General features: G+C 58.5%; 24 protein-coding genes and 1 pseudogene. 17 read left to right on the plus strand and 8 right to left on the minus strand.

The window, feature by feature from the left end; translation table 11 throughout:
- Positions 1 to 109 precede the first annotated feature (109 nt).
- Together BK659_RS12115 and BK659_RS12120 are read right to left on the minus strand one after the other, a co-directional pair.
- A complete protein-coding gene (locus BK659_RS12115) occupies positions 110 to 289 on the minus strand; it encodes a hypothetical protein (RefSeq protein ID WP_123425306.1) in 180 nt (59 codons plus the stop codon).
- Positions 286 to 600 carry a DUF3303 domain-containing protein gene (locus BK659_RS12120; RefSeq protein ID WP_123425307.1) on the minus strand — a complete coding sequence of 105 codons (315 nt, stop codon included), beginning with the start codon at positions 598 to 600 and terminating at the stop codon, positions 286 to 288. The genes BK659_RS12115 and BK659_RS12120 overlap by 4 nt, the downstream gene beginning before the upstream one ends.
- 283 nt (positions 601 to 883) lie before the next feature.
- On the opposite strand from BK659_RS12120, the gene BK659_RS12125 reads away from it, so the two are divergent.
- From BK659_RS12125 to BK659_RS12175, 11 genes are all read left to right on the plus strand, one after another.
- Positions 884 to 1,504 carry a LysE family translocator gene (locus BK659_RS12125; RefSeq protein WP_123425308.1) on the plus strand — a complete coding sequence of 207 codons (621 nt, stop codon included), beginning with the start codon at positions 884 to 886 and terminating at the stop codon, positions 1,502 to 1,504.
- Positions 1,505 to 1,687: 183 nt separating this feature from the next.
- Positions 1,688 to 1,855 (plus strand): DUF2986 domain-containing protein, encoded by a 168-nt coding sequence (locus tag BK659_RS12130; protein ID WP_123425309.1) that lies wholly within the window; start codon positions 1,688 to 1,690, stop codon positions 1,853 to 1,855.
- 242 nt (positions 1,856 to 2,097) lie between these two features.
- A complete protein-coding gene (locus tag BK659_RS12135; RefSeq protein WP_123425310.1) occupies positions 2,098 to 2,388 on the plus strand; it encodes a hypothetical protein in 291 nt (96 codons plus the stop codon).
- Between the two features lie 168 nt (positions 2,389 to 2,556).
- On the plus strand, positions 2,557 to 3,597 hold the full coding sequence (locus BK659_RS12140; protein WP_123425311.1) for a DMT family transporter: 1,041 nt from the start codon (positions 2,557 to 2,559) through the stop codon (positions 3,595 to 3,597).
- An 83-nt stretch (positions 3,598 to 3,680) separates the two neighbouring features.
- Positions 3,681 to 4,292, plus strand: coding sequence for a DNA-3-methyladenine glycosylase family protein (locus BK659_RS12145; RefSeq protein WP_123425312.1), 612 nt, complete (start codon positions 3,681 to 3,683; stop codon positions 4,290 to 4,292).
- On the plus strand, positions 4,289 to 4,582 hold the full coding sequence (locus BK659_RS12150) for an Ada metal-binding domain-containing protein (RefSeq protein WP_123425556.1): 294 nt from the start codon (positions 4,289 to 4,291) through the stop codon (positions 4,580 to 4,582). Before BK659_RS12145 ends, BK659_RS12150 begins: the two co-directional genes overlap by 4 nt.
- Before the next feature lie 36 nt (positions 4,583 to 4,618).
- The gene (locus tag BK659_RS12155; RefSeq protein WP_123425313.1) at positions 4,619 to 5,104 is read left to right on the plus strand and encodes an adenosine-specific kinase; all 486 of its coding nucleotides are present in this window, start codon (positions 4,619 to 4,621) and stop codon (positions 5,102 to 5,104) included.
- Positions 5,105 to 5,287: 183 nt separating this feature from the next.
- The gene (locus tag BK659_RS12160) at positions 5,288 to 6,232 is read left to right on the plus strand and encodes a chromate resistance protein ChrB domain-containing protein (protein ID WP_123425557.1); all 945 of its coding nucleotides are present in this window, start codon (positions 5,288 to 5,290) and stop codon (positions 6,230 to 6,232) included.
- On the plus strand, positions 6,225 to 7,583 hold the full coding sequence (chrA, locus tag BK659_RS12165; RefSeq protein ID WP_123425314.1) for a chromate efflux transporter: 1,359 nt from the start codon (positions 6,225 to 6,227) through the stop codon (positions 7,581 to 7,583). Before BK659_RS12160 ends, chrA begins: the two co-directional genes overlap by 8 nt.
- 82 nt (positions 7,584 to 7,665) lie before the next feature.
- Positions 7,666 to 8,118: a chromate resistance protein ChrB domain-containing protein gene (locus BK659_RS12170; RefSeq protein ID WP_123425315.1), complete on the plus strand. Its 453-nt coding sequence runs from the start codon at positions 7,666 to 7,668 to the stop codon at positions 8,116 to 8,118.
- 128 nt (positions 8,119 to 8,246) lie between these two features.
- Positions 8,247 to 9,287: a YncE family protein gene (locus BK659_RS12175; protein ID WP_123425316.1), complete on the plus strand. Its 1,041-nt coding sequence runs from the start codon at positions 8,247 to 8,249 to the stop codon at positions 9,285 to 9,287.
- Between the two features lie 76 nt (positions 9,288 to 9,363).
- Here the strand turns inward: BK659_RS12175 and BK659_RS12180 are convergent, their stop codons facing one another.
- Both BK659_RS12180 and BK659_RS12185 read right to left on the minus strand, forming a co-directional pair.
- Positions 9,364 to 9,855, minus strand: a complete 492-nt coding sequence (locus tag BK659_RS12180; protein ID WP_123425317.1) for a DUF2269 family protein — start codon at positions 9,853 to 9,855, stop codon at positions 9,364 to 9,366.
- A gap of 2 nt (positions 9,856 to 9,857) precedes the next feature.
- Positions 9,858 to 10,985 (minus strand): saccharopine dehydrogenase family protein, encoded by a 1,128-nt coding sequence (locus BK659_RS12185; RefSeq protein WP_123425318.1) that lies wholly within the window; start codon positions 10,983 to 10,985, stop codon positions 9,858 to 9,860.
- Between the two features lie 272 nt (positions 10,986 to 11,257).
- Between BK659_RS12185 and yghX the strand changes: the two genes are divergently transcribed.
- Entirely contained in the window at positions 11,258 to 12,145 is an 888-nt protein-coding gene (yghX, locus tag BK659_RS12190; RefSeq protein ID WP_123425319.1) for a YghX family hydrolase, read from the plus strand.
- A 94-nt stretch (positions 12,146 to 12,239) separates the two neighbouring features.
- Here the strand turns inward: yghX and BK659_RS12195 are convergent, their stop codons facing one another.
- Both BK659_RS12195 and BK659_RS12200 read right to left on the minus strand, forming a co-directional pair.
- Entirely contained in the window at positions 12,240 to 12,815 is a 576-nt protein-coding gene (locus BK659_RS12195) for an antibiotic biosynthesis monooxygenase (protein WP_123425320.1), read from the minus strand.
- 78 nt (positions 12,816 to 12,893) lie between these two features.
- On the minus strand, positions 12,894 to 13,538 hold the full coding sequence (locus tag BK659_RS12200; protein WP_123425321.1) for a hydrolase: 645 nt from the start codon (positions 13,536 to 13,538) through the stop codon (positions 12,894 to 12,896).
- 176 nt (positions 13,539 to 13,714) lie between these two features.
- On the opposite strand from BK659_RS12200, the gene BK659_RS12205 reads away from it, so the two are divergent.
- A complete protein-coding gene (locus BK659_RS12205; RefSeq protein ID WP_123425322.1) occupies positions 13,715 to 14,608 on the plus strand; it encodes a LysR family transcriptional regulator in 894 nt (297 codons plus the stop codon).
- Here the strand turns inward: BK659_RS12205 and BK659_RS12210 are convergent.
- Positions 14,603 to 16,561, minus strand: coding sequence for a methyl-accepting chemotaxis protein (locus BK659_RS12210; RefSeq protein WP_123425323.1), 1,959 nt, complete (start codon positions 16,559 to 16,561; stop codon positions 14,603 to 14,605). The genes BK659_RS12205 and BK659_RS12210 overlap by 6 nt on opposite strands.
- A 147-nt stretch (positions 16,562 to 16,708) precedes the next feature.
- Positions 16,709 to 16,798, minus strand: a pseudogene (locus BK659_RS28315) (AraC family transcriptional regulator); the annotation flags it as partial.
- Positions 16,799 to 17,018: 220 nt separating this feature from the next.
- Between BK659_RS28315 and wrbA the strand changes: the two are divergent.
- The 4 genes from wrbA (at position 17,019) to BK659_RS12235 (ending at position 21,389) form a co-directional block, all read left to right on the plus strand.
- On the plus strand, positions 17,019 to 17,621 hold the full coding sequence (gene wrbA / locus BK659_RS12220) for an NAD(P)H:quinone oxidoreductase (protein ID WP_123425325.1): 603 nt from the start codon (positions 17,019 to 17,021) through the stop codon (positions 17,619 to 17,621).
- Between the two features lie 201 nt (positions 17,622 to 17,822).
- Positions 17,823 to 19,199, plus strand: coding sequence for a pyridoxal-phosphate dependent enzyme (locus tag BK659_RS12225; RefSeq protein WP_123425326.1), 1,377 nt, complete (start codon positions 17,823 to 17,825; stop codon positions 19,197 to 19,199).
- Entirely contained in the window at positions 19,196 to 20,374 is a 1,179-nt protein-coding gene (locus BK659_RS12230; RefSeq protein WP_123425327.1) for a trans-sulfuration enzyme family protein, read from the plus strand. The genes BK659_RS12225 and BK659_RS12230 overlap by 4 nt, the downstream gene beginning before the upstream one ends.
- A 67-nt stretch (positions 20,375 to 20,441) precedes the next feature.
- Positions 20,442 to 21,389: a hypothetical protein gene (locus BK659_RS12235; protein WP_123425328.1), complete on the plus strand. Its 948-nt coding sequence runs from the start codon at positions 20,442 to 20,444 to the stop codon at positions 21,387 to 21,389.
- Positions 21,390 to 21,446 lie beyond the last annotated feature (57 nt).

Consider the following 21,446-nt stretch of genomic DNA (forward strand, 5'->3'; position numbering starts at 1 on the left):
GATTTTCTAGGAAGCCCGGCGTGGACTCAAATGCTTAAGTGAACAGCATTACCGGATAACCGGGCTTTTTAACGTCAGAACGCGCTCGCCAGCAGGCGAAGCACTGCGTTTACTGAACGTTTTTCAGCTTGACCACATCACCGGAAATCTTGGTGGTGTAACCGGTCAGGACCCAAGCCCAGAACCAGTTTTCCTGGACCTGGGTGTTGATCATTGCGTCGCCGCCCTTGGCCTTGACAAAGGGTTGGCCCGCCGTCTGACCGAAGTAGAAAGCAATTGCGACTATCACTGGCGTTTCAGTCCATCGCGCCAGGTAATGGCTTCGAGTTCGACCCGGACCGCGTCCTCGACGGCAATCACCGGGCGCGCCTGGAACTCAAACGCAGGAAACGTCGAGCAAACCTTGTGAACCGCCAGCGGATCGTCGCAGTCCACCAACATGTGTCCACCCCACTCCCCCACGCGCACGACAAACACTTCGATCTTGAAATTGTCCGGTGCTTTCCATTGACCGAACACTTCAAGGATCCGTTTCTGCGCACTCTCGTACTCCGCAGGCGAACCTTGTGGGCGTTCGAACCAGCTGATCATGTACTTCATTGCAGTCCTCCTCTATTGCATTGATGCTCTCGCAACGACAACTGCTTGAGCTTGCACACCCTGAACGGGCTTGGTGGATAGCATTCGGCAGCACGCTCTACCGATCTGACATGCGGCGTTTGGGAAGAGCGTGAGGGGGTACAACGCAGTTACGCGCTATGACAGCCCTCCTTTGCGTGCGGATTTCACCACTGGAGAATAGTTCTCGATGCAATGCAAAGCCAACCGGGACCACGGCCATACACCTGTGATAAAAATATCGTCCCTGCTCCCGGAGCCCGCCATGGATCTCGCCACGCTTACGCTGTTCCTTCCCGCCTGTTTCGCCCTGAACATGGCGCCAGGCCCGAACAATCTGCTCTCGGTCAGCAACTCGACCCGATACGGCTACCGCACGTCCTGTGTAGCCGGAATCGGCCGTTTGCTGGCGTTTGCCGGGATGATCGCGTTGGCCTCGGCCGGGCTGGCAGTGGTGCTGCAAACGTCAGAACTGCTGTTTTACGGGATCAAGATTCTCGGTGCGGCGTATCTGTTCTACCTAGCGGTTCAGCTCTGGCGTGCCAACCCGCAGGCTGAAAGCGCAGTCGCCAGCGCGCCGATTGGCATCATGGCGTTGGCTCGGCAGGAGTTTTTCGTCGCAGCAGGAAACCCGAAAGCAATCTTGATTTTCACCGCGTTCCTCCCACAGTTCGTCGACCCGACGCAGGCCGTGACGCCACAGTTCGCGGTGCTCGGTGCGTTGTTTTTGTGTCTGGAATGGATCGCCATCAGCGCCTACGCCTACATGGGTTTGCACATGCGTCGCTGGTTCGCCGAGCCGCGAGGCAAACGGATTTTCAACCGTTGCTGCGCCGGGTTGTTGTCCGCCGCCGCGTCCGTATTGCTGATGGCTCGCCGTGCCTGATGGCCTTGCTTGATGCTCCAGATGGGCGGCTTTCGGGCAGAAGAGGTCATGCGGAGGCTTCCAGGAAACCAGGGGCAATTCACCGCCTATCTCCAACGTTATGCAGTAAGTGCGCACCACAGGGATCTGGCCGAATATTTTAAGCTGGTATCATTCCAGAACATACAAACCGAGTAGAACACTATGAATCGTCGTAAAAAAATAAAGCAGTTATTAAAGGCTCACGCCAAAAAGGCTAGTGCCAAATTGGCACCGCCAAGCAAGTCTAAATACATTAGTAAAGCTGACCGATTGAAGCTAGCGGCTGAATCCGAAAATCCGTCCGGCGATCTCACCTTAAGTGCTGCGTAATTGCATGGACTGACCATCCATTTGCATTGCCGCTCACCAGTCGTTTCGATCCGACTTGAACAGGACACGCGGTAGTAACGACCGGCAGAGAACGGCCAAAAGCGGCCGGTGGTCGTTGCATTTCGCTTGTCGCCGACGTTTGGCTAAGCTGAATAAATCGGGGGTGAACTGAAACCTGAGTGATAGCGGCCATCAGCGGATCTGGATGGGCATCAAGACGGTAACTCCCAAAGGAGACGACCATGTATGCAGTTATAAGAACCTACCTGGGTACTGGAGCAAAGCAGCTTTTCAAGCTTTTAGAAGAGCGCAGGGCCGACGTCGAGGCTGCCCTGCGGACAGTGCCTGGCCTCGTAAGCTACACACTGCTCAATACGGGTGATGGCGGTACGGCGGTGACTGTTTGCACGGACAAGGCCGGCAGCGATGCGAGCTTGAAAGTCGCGCGCGACTGGATTCAGAAAAACGCCTCGAATATCCACGCGAACCCGCCGATCGTGACGGAAGGTCCAGTCATCGTGCAGATCAAATAACGCGCCCTTCCGATTGATCTCACCACGCTATGGCTGTCGCAAGCTTTGTATGTTTGCGTCGTAGAGATGTGATCGTCCGCAAACCTGAAGTATTGATTGCTTGCACAGTCACGGTCTTAGCCGTGAATCTGTTGCGTTAATGCCCCCCCCCGGTGGAACTGAAGCCCTATGAATCTGAGCATTTTCTACGCCTTGAGCGCGGCCGCGCTGTTTGGCGCCAGCACACCACTGGCCAAGCTGTTGGGCGTGGACGTCTCACCGGTTTTGCTGGCCGGATTGCTGTACCTGGGCAGTGGTGTCGGTTTGACCATCGTCAGGTTTTTCCGCGACCGCGGCTGGCAGGCAACCGGCCTGACGGCCGGAGAATGGCCGTGGTTGATCGGGGCAATTGCTTTCGGCGGCGTGCTCGGTCCGGTGGCCTTGATGTTCGGTTTGACCCTGACTTCAGGTGCAACGGCCTCGCTGATGCTCAATCTGGAATCGGTGCTGACGGCGCTGCTGGCCTGGCTGGTGTTCAAGGAGAACGCCGATCGGCGAATCGTTGCGGGGATGTTGGCCATCACCGTTGGCGGAGTGATCCTCGCCTGGCCACAAGGTCCGGCGCAGGCGCAGGGCTGGATCGGCCCGCTGGCGGTGGCGCTGGCCTGTGCCTGCTGGGCCATCGATAACAACCTGACCCGCAAGATCTCGGCGTCCGACGCGCTATTTATTGCCGGCATCAAGGGACTGGTCGCAGGGGCGGTCAACTGTACGCTTGCGCTTTTGCTGGGAGCCAAACTACCAAACATTGCCACCCTCGCGCCGACACTCTTGGTCGGCTTTCTGGGCTACGGCATTAGCCTGGTGCTGTTCGTTCTCGCCCTTCGCGGCCTGGGCACTGCACGCACGGGCGCGTACTTTTCGACCGCGCCGTTTCTGGGCGCGGCGATTGCCATTGTGCTGCTGGGCGAGCCAGTGTCAGTTACGTTCTGGATCGCCGCCATGCTGATGGGGATCGGCGTATGGATTCACCTTCGTGAAAACCATGCCCACGAACATCAGCACGACCCACTCAGCCATGACCATCGACATATTCACGATGAGCACCATCAGCATGAACACGACTTTGAATGGGACGGCAGCGAACCTCACAGCCACTATCACCAGCATGCGCAGATCCGCCACAGCCATCCGCACTTCCCGGATATTCATCACCGGCACAAACATTAAAGTTTGAGCGCAAGAGACCGGGTGCGATCCTGCAGGCAGAGCTTTAATCTGCCTGCTGTGCCTAAACTTCTGCCGGAACACCCATGCCCTATCACCGCGCCAGCCAGTTCCTGTCCGCCATCGACCCAGACTGGGCGCGGCACATCGCAGCCATCGGCCCGTGCCTGCATCAGCCGAAACCGGCCCGCGATCCCTATGAGGCGCTGGTTCGGGCCATTGCTTATCAGCAACTGCATGCCCGTGCCGGCGATGCGATTCTTGGGCGTTTGCTGGCGCTGTTTCCTGAATCCCCCTTCCCGACACCCGAACAGCTGCTGGCCTGCGAATTCGAGGTGCTGCGCGGTTGTGGTTTCTCCGGCAGCAAGATCGCCACGCTTCAAGGCATCGCCCAAGGCGCGCTGGAGGGGCTGGTGCCGGATCGCTCAAGCGCACTGTCGATGAGCGACGACGTGCTGATCGAACGTCTGACTCAGTTGCGCGGCGTCGGCCGCTGGACCGTCGAGATGCTGCTGATCTACACCCTGGAACGCATGGACATCCTGCCCGCCGACGACTTTGGCGTGCGCGATGGCTACCGTCGCCTCAAAGGTCTGGAGCAACAGCCGAGCCGTAAGCAAATGATCGATATCGGCGAGGCATGGAGCCCTCACCGCACCGTGGCGGCCTGGTATTTGTGGCGGGTGCCGAACCCATGAAACGCTTTGTGTTGCTCAACGCTCAGGGCGAGCACGTAGACAGCGCCGAGCCCGGGCAATTGGGCGGTCATCGGCGCTCACGAATCTTCGGCCGACTGGACTGCCCTGCTGCGCTACGCGCCATTGCTCGTGGCGGCTATGTCGCGCATCGAGTGTTCTTTGCCGATGAAGCCACCGCTCGGGCTGTCGGTTATCGACCGTGTGCCGTGTGTTTACCGCAGGCTTATGCGCAATGGAGGGTAGTTTTCGACCAGACGCCGTCAGTGGACGGAGCAATGGCAAATGAGTAGCTATGCTAAGCACTACCGTGAAAGGAGACGTTTGAGATGCAACTCATTACGTTGAAAATCGATAAGCCGGAAGCAACGAACTTCATTTTTGGTCAGACGCACTTCATCAAGTCCGTCGAGGACATTCATGAAGCGTTGGTCAATACCGTGCCGGGTATCGCGTTTGGCGTGGCCTTTTGCGAAGCCTCTGGCAAATGCCTGGTACGCTGGTCTGGCACCGATTCCGCGATGATCGAACTGGCCCGGAAAAATGCCCAAGCCATCGCGGCCGGCCATAGCTTCATCATTTTCCTCGGCGACGGTTTCTATCCGCTGAACGTGTTGAACACCGTCAAAATGGTTCCAGAGGTGTGCCGTATTTTTTGTGCGACCGCCAATCCAACCGAGGTGATTCTCGCCGAGACGGAACAAGGGCGCGCGATCCTCGGCGTAGTGGATGGCTTCTGCGCCAAGGGCATTGAAGACGACGAAGACATCCTGTGGCGCAAGAACCTGTTGCGACAGATCGGCTACAAGCAGTAAGTCAAAGAGCAGGTATGACGACCAGGCTTTCTTCGAATAGTCCCAACTGCTGACACAGCACGACCCACTGTCGGCAGATTTTCCATTCATAACCCAATCCAGCGTATTGCACGTCAAGGGCTTTTCAATCGCTCGGCAGAGGAATATTGTAGAGAAACAAACTTTTTTTGAATGTATCTCTACATGAAAAACTGGCTCGCTTTAATCCTTGGCCTTCCCACCGCAAATGCCACCGAGCGCATGCGAGCCTGGCGCGCCCTAAAAGCCTCTGGGGCTGCGGTGTTACGCGATGGAGCCTATCTGTTGCCGGATACCAGCGCCTGTCGTGATGCGCTGGCCTCTGTCGAGCGCGATATTCTGGCCATCAATGGCACCGCCTTTGTCCTGCCTGTCGTCGACCCCAATGGCGAACGCTTCATAGCGTTGTTCGACCGCAGTGATGAGTACAGCAAGTTAGGCACTGAGATCGATGCCTGCCGTGCACAGCTCAACACCGAGAATGCACTGGCGACCACCAGGCAGATTCGAAAACTGCGCAAAACCTACGAACAGTTGACCACTATTGATTACTTTCCTGGCAAGCCGAAGCAGCAGATCGATTCGGCGTTGCAGGAACTTGAGACCGCTGTCAGTAGAGCGTTGTCTGCGGACGAACCCCATAGCCGAGACCAGCCAATAGTGCCGCTGAATCTCGCTGACTTTCAGGGTCGCGTATGGGCAACACGTCGGCGGCCGTGGGTTGACCGACTCGCCTGCGCCTGGCTGATTCGACGCTTCATCGACCCACACGCCCAGATCCTCTGGTTGAACAGTCCACAGGACTGTCCGGCGGATGCTCTGGGCTTCGACTTCGATGAGGCAGCCTTCAGTCATGTCGGTAACCGTGTGACCTTCGAAACCCTGCAAGCCAGCTTTGAAATCCAGGAGCCCGGTCTGCGCCGCATTGCGGCCCTGGTGCACTACCTCGACGTCGGGGGGATCCAGCCGGTGGAGGCTGCCGGCATCGAACGGGTGCTGGCCGGGCTACGTGAAACCATTACTCATGACGACCACTTGCTGGCGGCTGCGAGCGCCATATTCGACGGTTTGCTCGCAGCGTTTGTGAAAGAGGAACAACCCAATGAGTAAGGTTTCTCCGTCACTCGTTGAAGAGGATCTGCCGAGACCTGAGGCGATCAGTTTGCGTGAAGCATTCTGGTTCTGGCTCAAGCTCGGTTTCATCAGTTTCGGCGGGCCAGCGGGACAGATCTCGATCATGCACCAGGAGTTGGTCGAGCGGCGGCGCTGGATTTCCGAACGGCGTTTTCTGCACGCCCTCAACTACTGCATGTTGCTGCCAGGGCCTGAGGCTCAGCAACTGGCAACCTACATCGGCTGGCTGATGCATCGCACCTGGGGTGGCGTCATCGCCGGAGGGCTGTTTGTGCTGCCCTCGCTGTTTATCCTGATTGCCTTGTCCTGGATGTACATCGCTTTCGGCGAAGTGCCGGTGGTGGCCGGTCTGTTCTATGGGATCAAGCCCGCCGTGACAGCGATCGTGGTGCAGGCGGCACATCGGATTGGTTCGCGCGCGCTGAAGAATAATTGGCTGTGGGCCATGGCGGCGGCGTCGTTCACGGCGATCTTCGCGTTCAATGTGCCGTTCCCGCTGATCGTGCTCAGTGCTGGGTTGATCGGCTATGTCGGCGGACGCCTGGCACCCGAGAAGTTCAGAGTCGGGGGCCACAGCGCCACCAAAAAGTCCTACGGCCCGGCCTTGATCGATGACGACACGCCCTCCCCTGACCATGCCAGATTCAGCGGGTTGAAACTGGCGCTGCTGACACTCGTCGGTGCTGCGTTATGGGCTTTGCCAATGGGCGTTTTGACCACACTCTTTGGCTGGGAAGGTACCTTGACCCAAATGGGCTGGTTCTTTACCAAGGCCGCACTGCTGACGTTTGGCGGGGCCTATGCGGTGCTCCCGTATGTCTATCAGGGCGCAGTCGGTCACTATGGCTGGCTGACCCCGACACAGATGATCGACGGATTGGCGCTGGGGGAAACCACGCCGGGGCCGCTGATCATGGTCGTGGCTTTTGTCGGCTTTGTCGGGGCCTACGTTTCGCAGGTGTTCGGCGCTGATCAGGTATTTCTGGCGGGTGCCCTCGCCGCCACGCTGGTGACCTGGTTCACCTTTCTGCCTTCGTTTCTGTTCATCCTCGCCGGTGGTCCGCTGGTGGAGGCGACTCATAACGAACTCAAGTTCACCGCGCCGCTTACCGGGATTACCGCCGCTGTGGTTGGGGTGATCCTCAACCTTGCAGTGTTCTTCGGTTACCACGTGCTCTGGCCAACGGGATTCAGCGGTCATCTGGACTGGCCTTCGGCACTGATCGCGATTGCCGCAGCGATCGCCTTGTTTCGCTTCAAGCGTGGTGTCATTCAAGTGCTGATGGCCTGCGCGCTCATTGGTTTGGCAGTGCATTTGCTGCGTTAGAAAACACGGGGGTATCAACAATTACTGGTGGGCAAAGGGCCTGCCAGATCACTCAACCTACTCGTTAGGCAGGAGGTGCTCCATGAGGTGGATTACCCGTGAACGACCCAAGATTGATCGCATCGCTTGCCCTTGGCTGATCACTCGTTTTATCGATCCCCAGGCCGAGTTTCTGTACGTGCCCAGCAGAGAGGTTCTGCGGATTGCCGCTGAAAAAGATGCAACGCCTTACGACATTCCGGGCGTTGAGCTTTCCCACGTAGGTGAGCTGTGCAGCTTTGATGCGTTCCTGAAGAAGTATCAGCTCAGTGATCCTGCCTTGCAGCATTTGGCCAAGATCGTGCGCGGGGCAGATACTTCCCGCCTCGACCTGACGCCACAATCGGCTGGGCTCTACGCGATTTCACTGGGACTGTCGCAGCGCTTTGCCGACGACCATGAAATGCTTTCACACGGTTTGATCATGTATGACGCGCTGTATGCCTGGTGCAAGGAGTGTCAGGCCGAAACGCATAACTGGCCTCCACAGATGTGAAAAGGCTTGTTCACAGTGAAGCCCAGGGCTGGGCTCATGATCAGCGGAACGCTGAACGTTCTAATCCTGTATGAGTGGAACAAAGGCAGGGTGATTGAACCCACCCTGCCCGAGCAAAAGAGGGTTTCATGAACATACGGCGCAATCGGTGTTTCGCTCTGCCAGCTTTCGCCGTCCTGTTGACTGCGCTGGCCGTTATGGACTTCGCAAACCTTCGTTACTGTCAGGCGGCAGACGAACCGCCGACTAGCGACCTGCCACTTAAACACGTCGCCGACATTCCTTTGCCTGGTGGCACCACTCGGCTCGACTATGAGAGCTACGATCCAGACCGCAAGCTGTTGTTCATCGCACATCTTGGCGACGGCGAAGTTATCGCCTTTGACATGCGTGGGTCCCGCGTCGTCGGGCGCATTGCGAATGTCTCGTCGGTACACGGTGTGCTTGTTATTCCTGAGTTGTCGCGTGTCTATGCGTCGGCGACGGGTACCAACGAAATCGTGGCGATTGACGAAGCGACCCTGGCAGTTGTCAGTCGTATACCCGGCGGTGTCTATCCCGACGGCATGGCTTATGTGCCCGACCTTCACAAGCTTTACGTATCGAACGAAAACGGCGAGACCGAAACGGTAATCGACGTGCGCACCAACACGCGTGTCACGACAATTGCGCTGGGAGGTGAAGTCGGCAACACACAATATGACCCGGTATCACGACACATTTTCATCAATATCCAGACACGTCGGCAACTTATCGAGATAGACCCCGCGACCGACCAAATCATTGCGCGCATTGATCTGCCGGGGGCGCGTGGCAACCACGGTTTGTTGATCGAACCACGTGAGCGGCTTGCCTTTATCGCGTGCCAAGGTAACGACAAGCTCCTCGTACTGGACATGCACACCATGCGGGTCATCCAGGCGTTCGATACTGGGCGAACGCCTGATGTGCTTGCGTTCGATCCCATGCTGAGCACACTTTATGTGGCCGCAGAGGCCGGCGTTGTGGCAATTTTTCACGTCAAGGACGCAGTCGTCACGAAAATCGGCAGTGGCCGTGTAGGCCCGCACGCGCATGTCGTAGCCGTCGACTCCGCGACACACCGCTCGTATTTTCCACTCAAGGATATCGACGGGCACCCGACACTACGGATTATGGAGCCCCGTTAAGGCGCGCGACGAGCATGGCCGATTGGCGCAACGCGCATTGAGTGAAAGCGGACATTCAACAGCGTACCCCAGCCTCCTACCCCAACACTTCAATCAAGTACCTGGGCGTCATCTTCGTCACCATAATCATCACGATCACAAACATTCCACAAAACCCCAAAACCCCCATCCAGAACCATTTCCTGTAAACGGATTTGTACTCATCATCGAGCCCCACCCCCGCCTCAACCGCACTCAAGGCCATCACGTGCAACCGCTTCTGAAGCACCAGCACCGGAAGCCAAAGCGAACCCACACACAGGAAGATGATCAGCGACGTCAGAACCCATTCCGTGGTCAGTGGAAGTCCGGCAAGCCTCACCAGCAGGTAGCCCGTCACGATCTGAATGAAGCCTGCCGGTGTGGTAATCCAGGTGTCGAACCGCACAACCATTCTGGCCACGTGCGCGATCACTTGAGGGTTGCCCGTGCGGCTGGCGGCGATCAAGTAGAGGTAAGACCCCATGCCGAATCCGAACAGGAAAATGGCGGCGATGACGTGGATGTACTTCAGGCACAGATAGAGCATGGTCAGCTCTGCTCGTCAGAAAAGTGTACGGACAAATGCAGATTCGCCGGATCGTTAATCGCGGCCATGTATTCATCGACGGTGATCTCGCCCACGCAGGCACGCGCACCGGGCTCGGGCAAGTACCCCTGGACGATTTTTGCGGCCAGGGCGACAGCTGCGCAGCTAGGGATTTCTGGGCCCTTGTCATTGATAGCCGTCAGTTGCACCGTCATGGACAGCGGCTTTGCGTCAACATCGATGCCCTGGACGTCGATGTACATTGCGCTTTTGCCATCGCCGAATCGTTCGAACCGCTGCCCCCAGCGATGCAACCTGGCAGCCCATGGCGCATGGTCTCGAACCAGCCCCACTCTCAGAGCCTGAGCGAGCAGGTAGTTAGCCACACCACTGAGCTTCAGGCCCGAGCCTGCTTTGAAGCTCAGGGTCTGGGCGCCATAACGGTGGGCGAAGATATCCATGTCCGGCACGTCGACATTGGCCAGAACCCGGGTGCCCAGCTGTTGCAGCTTGCGAAGCGTCAAGTCCTGCCAGCCCAATACTTCGTGCACCTGTCCATTCTTGAGTTGCTTGATCGGTTTACCTGCGTAGGCGAGTACGCCTTCGACGGTCGACAGTCCCGGCATCTTGGCTGAAGATGAAATACCGTGTTCGATCGAGTCAATACGGTTAAAGCGATACCGGTGTTCATCGATTATTGCTGCCGATAGCGTCGGCACCGAACTGCAACCGCTGAGGATAGCCACTCCCGCACGCTTGGCTTGTGCGTCGAGCGCTCCGATACTGGTAACGAAGGTACGGCAGTCAGACAGATCGCAGTAGTTCACGCCCGCGTCGATGCAGCCCTGCGCCACTGCATAGGACTGCCCCTGAAACGGACCGCCGGTATGGATAACCAGCTGGATACCCATCGCGCTCAAGGCGGTTTTGAACGCAGTGCCCATGGCATCGCCGCACCAGCTTTCACAGGCTGTGCCCGATTGAGCTTTCAACTCATCGACTTTGCGCAACAACTTGTGTGGATCGCGCCCTGAAACCACCAGAGATACGCCTGGCATCACAACTAAATGTCGGCAAACGATGCTGCCGAAATTTCCGTAGCCACCGATCACCATCACCCTGAGTGTCATTCAACTCTTCCCTAAACCATTCGATCATGCGGCTAACTCACCCCCGAGATAGAGGCTGGGACGGAGCTTCTCTGATATCGAATGGCCAGGCAAGCGGCATTCGCAGTAGTTGTTGCCGCGTCGTGTAGCGGTCTTTTTTGCGCGCACGGGCACCTATGCCACTCGGGAGGATCAATCTTCCAAGGTGCCAAAGACTGCTTTAATGATTCAACTCCAGCCCTTGCAGTTCAATACCGGCAGGGCAACCCGGATGATTCAAAAGGAGCGCACGGATGAACCGTCTCACGGCGAAAGATTTTGCCCCTGAACTGCTGGAGCTCTATGACTACTACGCCCATGGCACGATCAACCGGCGAGAGTTTCTGGATCGTGCGGCGTTGTTCACGTTAGGCGGTTTGACGGCCAGCGCACTCCTCGCCGCCCTGAGTCCAAATTATGCGCTCGCCGAGCAAGTGGAATTTACCGATCCGGACATCATCGCCGAGTACATCACCTATCCCTCACCCAAGGGACACGGGCAAGTCCGTGGCTATCGGGTGCGCCCGGCGAAAGCTGCCGGCAAGGTGCCGGCGGTGGTGGTCGTGCATGAAAACCGTGGTCTCAACCCTTACATCGAGGATGTCGCCCGGCGGCTGGCCAAGGCGGGATTCATCGCCCTGGCTCCCGATGGCCTGACGTCGGTCGGAGGTTATCCCGGCAACGACGGGAAGGGTCAGGAGCTACAGCAGACCGTCGATCCTGAAAAACTCATGAATGACTTTTTCGCCGCCATCGAGTGGCTGATGAAGCATGACTCGACCACTGGAAAAGTCGGCATCATCGGGTTCTGTTATGGCGGTGGCGTCGCCAATGCCGCGGCCGTGGCCTACCCAGAACTGGGTGCCGCAGTGTCGTTTTATGGCCGTCAGCCAAAGGCTGAAGAGGTCACCCGGATTCAGGCGCCTCTGCTGCTCCACTACGCCGAACTGGATACGCGCATTAATGAAGGATGGCCCGCCTATGAGAAGGCATTGAAAGCTGCCGGAAAGACTTACGAAGCCTACATTTACCCCGGCGTTAACCATGGTTTCCACAACGACTCCACGCCTCGATACGATGAAGCCGCCGCCAGGCTTGCATGGAGCAGGACACTGGATTGGTTCCGGCGGTACCTGGCTTAGTGTTGAAAACGTCACGCAAAACGAGAACATGCGGACGCTCAGTGAGGCGCGGCACCCAGCACGAACATCTCTACTGCTGGGTCGATGGCCTCATTCATGAGCCCGATCCTGGCTGTAGCCATTTCCCGAACAGCCGGGTCACCCGTGGCATGAACACATAGACCACCAGCAGCACAATGCTGGCCGTGATCAGCACATTGCCTTGCACGTAGCCACCCAGCCAGGGCATCCAGCCAAACAGCGGTTTGAACAGCATTGGCACCAAAAAGCTCAGGGGCAGGATGACCAGAAAGGTCACGCAGGCCTGTTTCCAGCGCGGTGGCGGCGGCGCAGTTGCATCGATCGGAGTAAACCAGAACTCATGGTCGGCATTGACCTCGGTCTGGTCGCCATCGGCGAGCAATGGCTGCGCCTCTTCCACCAGCGTGCGGCGGTCCTCGGAGTCGAGCCAATCCTGCAATTGTTCGGTCGTGGCGAAGCGCAGCACACTGGTGAATTGAGCCAGCCCCTGGCTTTGTCCGCGCACCACATCAATGCCCAGATGCCCCGGATAGGTACGCGCCTTGGCGATGGTGCGACGCAACCAGTTTTCGTACGCCTCATCCCCGCCCTTTTTGACCCGATGGCGCACCAGCAGCGTGACCACGCCTTCCGACAATTCGATGTTCATGATTGACTCTCCGACCATAGCTCCTGGCAGTGACGGCGCAGCGAACTGCGCCGTTGAGCATCTGAATTTTTCCGTGACTCACTTGACCTGACGTTGCGGCGCCTTGTGCACCATGGTGTAGGCGTAATCCACGCCCATGCCGTAGGCACCACTGTGTTCCAGCACCAGGCCCATCACTGCGTCGTAAGTCTCTTTGTGTGCCCAGTCACGCTGGTACTCGAGCAACACTTGTTGCCAGGTCACCGGCACCGCGCCGGCCTGGATCATCCGCTGCACCGACATGTCGTGAGCTTCCTTGCTCGTCCCGCCCGATGCGTCGGTGACGATGTACACCTCGTAACCTTCGGCCAGTGCTTCCAGCGCCGGGAAGTTCAAGCACACTTCAGTCCACAGTGCAGCCATGATCAGTTTCTTGCGACCGGTGGCCTTCACCGCCTCCACCAGTTTTTTGTCTTCCCAGGAGTTCATCGAGGTGCGCTCGATGGGCTTCTGGTCCGGAAACACACTGAGCAATTCCGGCCAGATGTAGCCGCTGAAGCTTTCGGTTTCGACCGACGTCAAAATGGTCGGCACGTTGAAAATCTTCGCAGCTTTGGCCAGTGCAACGGTGTTGTTCTTCAAGGTCTGACGATCGATCGATTGCACGCCGAACGACATTTGCGGCTGGTGGTCGATCAGGATCAGAGCGGAGTTGGTTGGGTTGAGCAATTCACGAATGGACATGGCGTGTTCCTTTTGATGTCGGTGTTCTGGATGGATGAGTTCTTTGGACTGCCAAGCTCGGTGCGTACTCCGGTGGGAGACTGTGTGCTACCGGCTTGGAACCTAATGTAGTTTCTGGATAAAACCGAAACAATTACCTAAAATGCATAATCATTATTTCCAAAATAGGGACAGTCTTGGACCGGATCGAATGCATGCGTGCTTTTGTCGCCACCGTCGGAGCAAACGGCTTCGCCGCCGCAGCCCGAGCGATGGATGTGCCACGCTCAAAAGTCAGCAAACAAATTCAGGCACTGGAAGAGGCCATCGGTGTGCAACTGCTGCAGCGCACGACACGCAGCCTGCACCTGACCGAGGCTGGCGCGGAGTACTACGAAGCGGCCCGTGAAGTGATCGCGTCCGTGGACGAAGCCGAGCAACGTGCCCGTAACGGAATTGGCGAACTACGCGGCGTACTGCGGGTCAACGCGCCGATGTCGTTCGGTCTGCGTCGGCTGGGACCGCTGATCCCGTTGTTTCATGAGCAGCATCCGAACATTGAGCTGCAACTGGTCCTGAGTGACCAGCAGGTCGACCCGGTACGCGGCGGCTTCGATGTAACCATCCGCATCGCGAGCATGCCGGACTCCTCCCTGGTAGCCCGCTTGTTGGCACCCGCTCCGCGGATCATGGTCGCCTCCCCTGCCTATCTTGAGCGCGCGGGTATACCGCAATCGCCAAAGGACCTGAGCGCACACCAATGCTTGAATTACGGCTATCTGCAGAGCGGCGTCAGCCTGCAACTAAGCAACGGTCAGGAGACACAGCGCGTGCACGTCACCGGCCCCCTGCATGCCAACAATGGCGACCTGCTGGCCCAAGCCGCCGAGGCCGGCATGGGCATTGCCCTGCTGCCGAATTTCATTGTCGAAGACGCTCTCGCAGCAGGCCGGCTGGTGGCGGTGCTGTGCGAATGGCAGGCCCCGCCGATCACCATCAACGCGGTCTACTCGTCGGCACGTCGGGTCCCGCAGAAGACTCGGGCGTTTATTGACTTTCTGGTGGCGGAACTTACGCGCATTGGGCTATAGGCGGAAACGCAGCACCAGGGCTTGCTGGTTGTTGGCCACTTGCTGCAGGTGCTCGCCGCTGCTGCGGGTATGCGCCGCATTCCGCCGGTTATCGCGGGTCATGTCGTGCAAGCGGTGCATATGCTGATTCACTTCCTGCGTGGTCTCCGCCTGTTCGTCCGCAGCGACGGCGATCTGCACGGCAAGGGCGTGCACGCCTTGCAGGGAGTTGTCCAACTGGCTGAACGAGGTCAGCACAACCTGGGTTTCACGCTCCAGCGTCTGTGCTTGTTCGGCCGAGGCCTGCATCGCCTGCAGAGCTTCGGTGGAAGAGCTTTGCAAGGTGTTGGTGATGGCAACGATTTCTTCGGTGGCGCTGCTGGTGCGTTGGGCAAGGTTGCGCACCTCGTCGGCGACCACAGCAAAGCCACGGCCTTGTTCCCCGGCGCGCGCAGCTTCGATAGCGGCGTTGAGTGCCAGCAGATTGGTTTGTTCGGCAATTGCGCGGATCACCGCGAGCACGGTGCCGATTTTCAGGGCGTCGCTGGTCAGGGTGTCGACCACGCTGCCGGCCCGGCCGATGTCGTTCAGCAAGCGTCCCTGCTGGCCGATCATCTGTTGCAAGGTGCCTTGCATCTCGCCAAAAGCACCCCGTGCGGCGGTGCTGCCGTGTGCACTGTCGGCGGCGTTGCGGGCAATTTCCTGCACGGTGCAGGACATTTGCTCGACGGCGCTGACAACCATTTCCAGCGACTCTTGCTGCAGGTCGAGGCGTTCGCTGGTTTGCCCGGCAGCGCTTAGAATTTCGCTGCTGGCCTGACCAACATCCTGGCTGGATTGGCGCAGACGCTCAATCACATCGCGCCAGGCCTGGGCCATTTCATGCAGGGCCAGCATCAAGCCGGCCTGTTGTCGTTGCTCGGTCGGCAAGTTCAGCTCGCCTGCGGCCAAGCGACGGGCCAGTACCGTCATATTGCTCGGTTCGCCACCCAGCGGACGCATCACACTGCGACTGACCAACCAAGTGGCGATGACAACGGCGGCGACGGTCAGCAAGCCCAGCAGCAAGACTTGCCACATCAGCTGGCGCACCGGGGCGAACGCCTGGGCCTGATCCATTTCGGCAATCAAGGCCCAGTGGTTGTCATCGAAGGCGACGGGGACAAATACTTTCAGTGCTCTATTGCCGTCCAGCCCCGGTTCGGCGATGCGTCCTTGTTGGCCCGCGAGGGCATTGCTGACGGCACTGCCAGTGAGGCCAACTTGCGCATAGAGGCTGCGGTTGACCTGGCGTTCCGGGAAGCGTGCCGAGTCCGAACGCAGGCCGGCATCGCTGCCGACCAGGTAGGTTTCGCCTTTTTCACCCAGGCCCTGGCGGGTTTGCATCACGTTGTTGAGCGGAGCAATGGGTAACTCCAGAACCAGAGTCATTTGCAGCTCACCGTTCGACATCACGGGGGTGGCCAAATACTGGGTCGGCTCCTTGCTCAACGGGTTGTACTGCAGATCACTGATCAATGGTTTGCCGCTATCGCGGCTTTGCTTGACCAGGCGCGCCAGCGAGGTGTCGCGCAGGCTGTCTTCGCTGAGGTTGTGCTTTTCGTCACTGTCGCTCTGCAGACTGAGCATGACGGTGCCATTGGGCATGATCAGTTTCAGCTCGCGGTAACCAAAGGTGCTGATGAAGTGTTGAAACATCGGGCGGTCGTAATGGGCGGTACTGATCAACGCAGAGTCGTCCAGTCCCTGGTAGTTGTTGCTCAGGTTACTGGCCAGGGTGCTGATCTGGTTGCGCCGCTCCTGCCAGTTATCCAGCAATTGCTGCTGTTTGATATGGGCAACCGCCTCGAGGGCGTTCAGCGTCTGCTCGCGCAGGGCCGTACTGGCTTGTTGATAGACCGTAAATGCCATGCCCAGAACCGGGATCAAACCGATCAACAGGTAGCTTAGGGCTAACTTCAAGCGTAACGGCATGTTCAACGACTCCGCGGGTAGAAGGGTTACAGATCAAGGTGTTTGTAAATTATTCTGCAAGATCCGTGCAAATTATCGAACACGATGGGAAGGTTTGAGCAGCGCTTGCGGTAGTCCGCTGGCGTGAGCTGATAGGTGCGGCGGAACCAGCGCCCCCAACAAGGTGTCGATGGCGCTCTGGCGCACGATGCGCAAGTCACCCTCATGGAGCGCGTGGAAGGCTTGATAAATGGCGGTGACGGGGAGGAGCAATAAAAGCGTCTCTGTCTGGCAGCAGACAGCAAACAGAGCTGCTAGGGTTAAATCCGCATGACGTCGAAGTCTCTACAGTGTGGTGGGGCTGAGCTGCGTTTTTGTTCGTGACCAAGCCCTACACCTGCCACTGCTGTTCGTTGACGGTGGTGTAGTCCGAGATCTTCCTAATCCATCGAGTGGCTCTTAACCCAGGACAAAAATCATGGCGAAGGTACTTGTTCTCTATTACTCAATGTACGGTCACCTTGAAACGATGGCTAGCGCAGTGGCCGAAGGCGCACAATCCGTACCCGGCACCGACGTGACGATCAAGCGTGTCGCTGAAACCATCCCGGCCGAACAGGCAGCAGCCATCGGCGTCAAGCTTGACCAGAAGGCACCGGTGGCTGCACCTGACGAGCTTGCCAATTACGACGCCATCATCTTTGGTACACCGACGCGCTTTGGCAATATGGCCGGACAGATGCGCACGTTTCTCGACCAGACCGGCGGACTGTGGATGAGTGGTGCCCTCGTCGGGAAGATCGGCAGTGTTTTTGCGTCGACGGGTACGCAGCATGGTGGCCAGGAAACCACTATTACGTCGTTCCACAGCACACTCTTGCATCAGGGGATGGTCATCGTGGGTGTGCCTTACACATGCTCAGGGCTGACCAACATGAGCGAGATCACCGGCGGTACGCCCTATGGCGCGACTACGCTGGCAGGCGCCGACGGGAAACGGCAACCGTCACAAAATGAACTGGATATTGCGCGCTTCCAGGGCAAACATGTCGCTGAGCTTGCAAAAAAAATCGCGGGTTAGCGCTAACACGTAAACGAGCATATGTTGCAGGACAGCAGTCGCTGAGTCGTTTCGGCGGCGACGCTACCGGTTGGCTGCGTAAAGTTGCGGGCAGCACAATCCCGGCCTATGTTTCATGCGAGACATTGCCTGCGACTCGCGCGCTTGACTGGCCGCAGGTTGCGGTCCATCCAGTGCTAATTCCCGCAGCGAGATGACAACATGCCGAACGACTCCCGCCCCGCCGTGCTCGAACTGATCGGCAATACGCCACTGGTGCGCGTCAGCCGCTTCGATACCGGCCCGTGCACGTTGTTCCTCAAGCTCGAATCGCAGAACCCCGGCGGTTCGATCAAGGATCGCATCGGCCTGGCGATGATCGATGCCGCCGAGCGCGATGGCCGTCTGCGACCCGGCGGCACCATCGTCGAGGCTACCGCTGGCAACACTGGCCTCGGCCTGGCCCTGGTCGGCCGCGCCAAGGGTTACCGGGTGGTGTTGGTGGTGCCGGACAAGATGTCCACCGAGAAGGTCCTGCACCTCAAGGCGATGGGCGCCGAGGTGCACATCACGCGCTCCGACGTCGGCAAGGGCCATCCCGAGTATTACCAGGACGTTGCCGCGCGGCTGGCGCAGGAAATTCCCGAGGCCTTCTTCGCCGATCAGTTCAACAACCCGGCCAACCCGCTGGCCCACGAATGCAGCACCGCACCGGAGATCTGGGCGCAGACTCAGCATGATCTGGATGCCATCGTCGTCGGCGTCGGTTCGGCCGGCACGCTGACCGGGCTGACCCGCTTCTTCCGCCGCGTGCAGCCGGACCTGGAAATGGTGCTGGCCGACCCGGTCGGCTCGGTGATGGCCGAATACAGCCGCAGCGGCACCCTCGGCACACCCGGTTCGTGGGCGGTGGAAGGTATCGGCGAAGACTTCATTCCATCGATTGCCGACCTTTCCAGCGTGCGCCACGCCTACTCGATCAGCGACGAGGAAAGCTTCGATCACGCCCGCCAACTGCTGCGCGCCGAAGGCATTCTCGGCGGCTCTTCGACCGGCACCTTGCTGGCGGCGGCACTGCGCTACTGTCGCGAACAAACCGAACCGAAACGGGTGGTCAGCTTCGTCTGCGATACCGGCACCCGTTACCTGTCGAAGATCTACAACGACCAGTGGATGACTGATCAGGGCCTGCTTGCGCGCAAGCGTTACGGCGATCTGCGCGACCTGATCGCGCGGCGCTTCGAGGATGGCCGGGTGATCAGCGTCGGCCCGGACGATACGCTGCTCACCGCCTTCCAGCGCATGCGCCTGGCTGATGTGTCGCAGCTGCCGGTGCTGGTGGGCGGACAGCGACTGATCGGCGTAATCGACGAGTCCGATATTCTACTCGACGTGCATGAAGACGCTTCGCACTTCCGTGCGACCGTGGCCAGCGCAATGACCGACAAACTGGAAACCCTGCCTCCCGGCGCCAGTCTGGCTAAACTGCAGGCGGAACTCGACCGTGGGCTGGTGGCGATCATTGCCGACACCTCGGGCTTTTACGGCCTGATTACCCGCGTCGACATGCTCAATCACTTGCGGAGATCCCTCGCATGAGTCAGCACGATGAAACTGCCGCGCCACGCGCCTTCGCCACCCGTGTGATCCATGCCGGACAGGTGCCGGACCCTTCCACCGGGGCACTGATGCCGCCGATTTACGCCAACTCCACCTACTTGCAGCAGAGCCCCGGTGTACACAAGGGCCTCGACTACGGGCGCTCGCACAACCCGACGCGCTGGGCGCTGGAGCGTTGTGTGGCGGACCTCGAGGGCGGTACCCAGGCATTCGCCTTCGCCTCCGGGCTGGCGGCGATCTCCACCGTGCTCGAACTGCTCGACGCCGGCGCGCACATCGTCTCCGGCAATGACCTGTACGGCGGTACTTTCCGCCTGTTCGACAAAGTGCGCCAACGCAGTGCCGGGCATCGCTTCAGCTTCGTCGATCTGACTGACCTGGCGGCATTCGAAGCGGCCCTACAGGACGACACGCGAATGGTCATGGTCGAGACGCCGAGCAATCCCTTGCTGCGCCTCACTGACCTCGCCACCATCGCGCGCATCTGTCGCGAGCGGGGCATCATCTGTGTGGCCGACAACACCTTTGCCAGCCCGTGGATACAGCGCCCGCTGGAGCTGGGCTTCGATATCGTACTGCACTCGACGACCAAGTACCTGAACGGTCACTCCGACGTAATCGGCGGCATCGCGGTGGTCGGGCAGAACCCCGATCTGCGCGAACGCCTGGGCTTCCTGCAGAACGCGGTGGGTGCTATCGCCGGGCCGTTCGACGCGTTTCTCACCCTGCGCGGAGTGAAAACCCTGGCGCTGCGCATGGAACGCCACTGCAGCAACGCGCTGAAGCTGGCGCAATGGCTGGAGCTTCAGCCGCAGGTGGCGCGCGTCTATTATCCAGGCCTGTCGTCACACCCGCAGCACGAACTGGCGCGGCGGCAGATGCGCGGTTTCGGCGGGATGATTTCCCTCGACCTGAACAGCGACCTGGCCGGCACCAAGCGTTTCCTCGAGAGTGTGCAGATCTTTGCCTTGGCCGAGAGCCTGGGCGGAGTGGAAAGTCTGATCGAGCACCCGGCGATCATGACCCACGCCAGCATCCCCGCCGAAACCCGCGCGCAGCTCGGCATCGGCGATGCGCTGGTGCGTTTGTCAGTGGGTGTCGAGGATATCGAAGACCTGCGCGCCGACCTGGCCCAGGCGCTGGCGGTGATGTGAGCGACCTGCGAAAGACTGCGACACGCTATTCATTTCTTGCGATCACTGCATCAGCCGGGAGATTGACATGGGTAAAAGGAAAGCCAGTGATCGCGCGGAATATGCTCCGCTTGAAAGTGGCACGCTTGATGACGCGCTACGGCGGCATTCAGCGGAGCGAATCCGCCACTTTTTCCTGTTTTGCTTTTACGTCGAAGTGACGTGCGACTACCTGTCGACGATCCATGGGGAAACTTTCGAGCCCACGTCAGTCATTACCGACCACGCAACACATCAGGTAGATACCGGTGTACGAGACTCTAAACGCGGAAAACTGGAACTGGACTCCCAAACACCCGCTGACTTGCAAGTCACGGGATGGGGAAGCATGGACGCCGCCCACTTCAACAATCTGGGACTGAAAGATAACTTTCTTCAAAAGGGTAAACAACTGGGTGAGTACGACCCTATGGTCAGTGATCTTTTGAGCCGATGCGTCGATACGTGCCGTAATACCAGATGGTTACCACAAGCCATCAATCTCGGACCCGACAAAGTCATTGATATCGTTCACAGGGTCGTCCACATACAAACACTTTCCCCAACCAGCGCCGCCCCCTGCGCATCACTCACCAACATTCGCCTATACATTGACATGGCGATATCCATGTTAAAAAACATGGCCGACAAAAAAGCTGACAAGAACACCCTGAAGAAAACCGAGGAATATTATCGCCTGGGGCTTACGGACATTGAATACAAATTGCTATTAACCATCGAGGATGAAGTGATCGCCATCGTGCGAAGCATCAATACTCACCTGTTAAAGCTGGCCATGGACAGCAACAGCCCGGCAAACGCTCAACAGATAAATTGGTCAGCCATACCGAAAGCAAAGAGCTGGTTCGCCGAAACCACCAAACCGAAAGCGCCACGTAAAATTGTACGAGCCAAACGGATGGGGCAAGCGGTGGCAGCGAGTCAGAATATTGAGATATTTGATAAAAGTTTCTACATCGAAAGCCCTATGCTTTGATTGCATTGCAATGCGGTAGTCACTTCCTGCTGGCTATGAATTGGCGAATTTCCACCG

It is taken from the genome of Pseudomonas brassicacearum, from assembly GCF_003732225.1.
Classification (GTDB): Bacteria; Pseudomonadota; Gammaproteobacteria; order Pseudomonadales; family Pseudomonadaceae; genus Aquipseudomonas; species Aquipseudomonas brassicacearum_E.